The organism is Corallococcus carmarthensis, assembly GCF_003611695.1.
Classification (GTDB): domain Bacteria; phylum Myxococcota; class Myxococcia; order Myxococcales; family Myxococcaceae; genus Corallococcus; species Corallococcus carmarthensis.
In genome coordinates, this window is sequence record NZ_RAWE01000428.1 from 1 (window position 1) to 2,477 (window position 2,477).

Sequence of the window (2,477 nt, forward strand, 5' to 3'; positions counted from 1 at the left end):
CGCCCCTGCGCCGCGCGCGGCCCCCGCGCCCGCCGCCGCGAGCGCGAACTCCAGCGCCGCGGACATCCTGGATGAAATCCTCGCGGGCGGCTCGCCCACCTCCGAGTGGACGGAGGAGGACCTGGCCCGTCTGCAGACGGTGCAGCAGAACCAGGAGAAGAGCTCGAAGATCCTCCGCGCCCTCCTGGAGCTCGTCTTCGAGAAGGGCCAGGTTCAGCAGCGCGAGCTGGCCGCGCGCATGCGCCTCTGACCCGCGCGGCTTTTCAGCCCACCTCGCGCAGCTCGCGCGCGGTGAGCCCCAGCAGCGTGAGGATGGTGTCCAGCCCGCCGGCGGAGATGGACGTGTCGGCGGCCTCGCGCAGCTTCGGCTTGGCGCGGAAGGCGATGCCCAGGCCCGCCTTCTCCAGCATCAGCAGGTCGTTGGCCCCGTCGCCCACGGCGATGACCTGCTCCAGGAGGATGCCCTCCTGCGAGGCCAGCGTCTCCAGCAGCTCCGCCTTGCGGCGCGCGTTGACGATGGTACCCACGGTGCGGCCGGTGAGCTTCCCGTCCTGGACCTCCAGCGCGTTGGAGTACGCGAAGTCGATGCCCAGCCGCTTCTGGAGCGCTTCCGCCGCCACGGAGAAGCCGCCGCTGATGACCGCGGTGCGGTAGCCCAGGCGCCGGAGCACGCGGATGAGCGTCTGCGCCCCTTCGGTGAGCGGCAGGTTCGCGGCCAGGTCGTGCAGCACGCGCGCGTCCAGCCCGGCCAGCAGCGCCACGCGCTGGCGCAGCGACTCGTCGTAGTCCATCTCCCCGTGCATCGCGCGCTCGGTGATGGCGGCCACCTTCGCGTGGACGCCGTACGCCCGCGCCAGCTCGTCGATGACCTCGATGCGGATGAGCGTGGAGTCCATGTCCATCACCACCATCCGCTTGCCGCGCCGGTAGAGGCTCTCGCGCTGGAGGGCCACGTCGAACGTGGGGCTCGCCATGGACAGCGCCAGGAGCGCGCGCTTGAGCGCCGAAGGATCCGCGTCCGGCGGCAGCGTGACGTGCAGCTCCACCGCAGTGAGCGGCGTCTCGCTCAGCCGGGTGATCCGCTCCACGCGCGCGTTCCCCGCCGAAAGCTTCTGCGTCAGCGCGTGCACGTCATGCACCCCCAGCGCCTTGCCCACCGCGGTGACCACGTAGCGCAGGGGTTCGGGCCCCACGGGCGTGGCGCCCGGCGGCACCGCTCGGACGTCCACGGAGACGCCCAGCTCACGGGCCAGCTCGGGGAGCGCCTGGAGGGATTCACCCACGCGGGCGCCCTCCGGAAGGCGCACCCACAGGGCCAGGGTGAGCAGGCCCTGCACCACCACCTGCTCCACGTCGAGCAGCTCCGCGCCCGCTTGCGCGAGCAGGCCGGTGAGGCGGGCGGTGATGTCGGGGCCGTCCCTTCCGGTGACGGTGAGGAGGACGCTGTCGGAGGGGCGCGCGGTCATGGCGCGCCGCAGTCTGACAGGTCCATATCGGGACGGGCGAGCCCGTCCCTCCGGAGACGGCGAGCCTCACGAAGCAGGCCCGCCTGCCCGGCCGACGGCTACTCCTGCGCCGGATCCGACGACACGATGAGCGAGCCGCGCTCCAGGTACTCGCGCTCCGGGAAGGCCTTGTAGAAGTCCTCCAGCATCGCGTCCACGTCCGGGTAGCGCTGCTCGCGCTTGTCCTGCGTGGCCTTGTCGAAGAGCTGATCCAACCCGCTGGGCGCCTCCGGGTTCACCTCCGAGGGCAGCGGCGAGCGGCGGCCCGGAATCTGACCGGTGAACATCTCGTAGAGCAGGATGCCCAGGCCGTACACGTCCGCGGACGGGCCCGGCTCCTTGGCGCCCCGGTTCATCAGCTCCGGCGCCATGTACACCATGCCGCCCGTGCCCACGAACACCTGGGGCATGCCCTTGGTGGCGTCCACCTCCACCACGCGGCTCATGCCGAAGTCGGCGAGCTTCGCGTTGCCGTACGCGTCGAAGAGGACGTTCTCCGGCTTGATGTTGTGGTGGGTGAGCCCCGCGGCGTGCGCGGCCCGGAGGCCGTACGCCAGCTGCAGGAACGTGCGCAGCGCGTGCGGCACCTCGATGCCCTTGCCGCCGGACGCCTCCAGCCGCTCCTTCAGGCTGCCGCGCATCAGCTCCACCACGAAGTAGGGCCGCGCCGAGTCCACGTTCTGGTCGATGATCTGCACCACGCCCGGGTGGCGCACCTGAGCCTGCGCGCACAGCTCCTTCTTCAGGCGCTTGAGGACCTCCCCGCGCTGCAGGAAGGAGAAGTAGCCGAAGATGTCCTTCAGCTCCTTGATGCAGATGTCCAACCCCAGCGCGTTGTAGCGGCCCTTGAAGACCGTGCCCAGCGGCCCCGTGCCGATGGGGTCGAACTTCTGGTAGCGCAGGTCCAGGTCGCCGGAGCCCTTCGCGGCAGCGGCGGCGGCGGCATTGGGGACCGGGGCTGCGGGAGCGGAG

General features: G+C 71.3%; 2 protein-coding genes and 1 pseudogene. 1 reads left to right on the forward strand and 2 read right to left on the reverse strand.

What is annotated here, in order from left to right; all coding sequences use genetic code 11:
• A pseudogene (locus D7X32_RS44090) lies at positions 1-250 on the forward strand (GspE/PulE/PilB domain-containing protein); the annotation flags it as partial.
• A gap of 13 nt (positions 251-263) precedes the next feature.
• Here D7X32_RS44090 and serB read toward each other — a convergent pair.
• A complete protein-coding gene (gene serB / locus D7X32_RS44095) occupies positions 264-1,466 on the reverse strand; it encodes a phosphoserine phosphatase SerB (RefSeq protein ID WP_120608443.1) in 1,203 nt (400 codons plus the stop codon).
• Positions 1,467-1,564: 98 nt separating this feature from the next.
• On the reverse strand, positions 1,565-2,477 hold a 913-nt coding region (locus tag D7X32_RS44100), incomplete at its 5' end, for a serine/threonine protein kinase (RefSeq protein WP_147450524.1).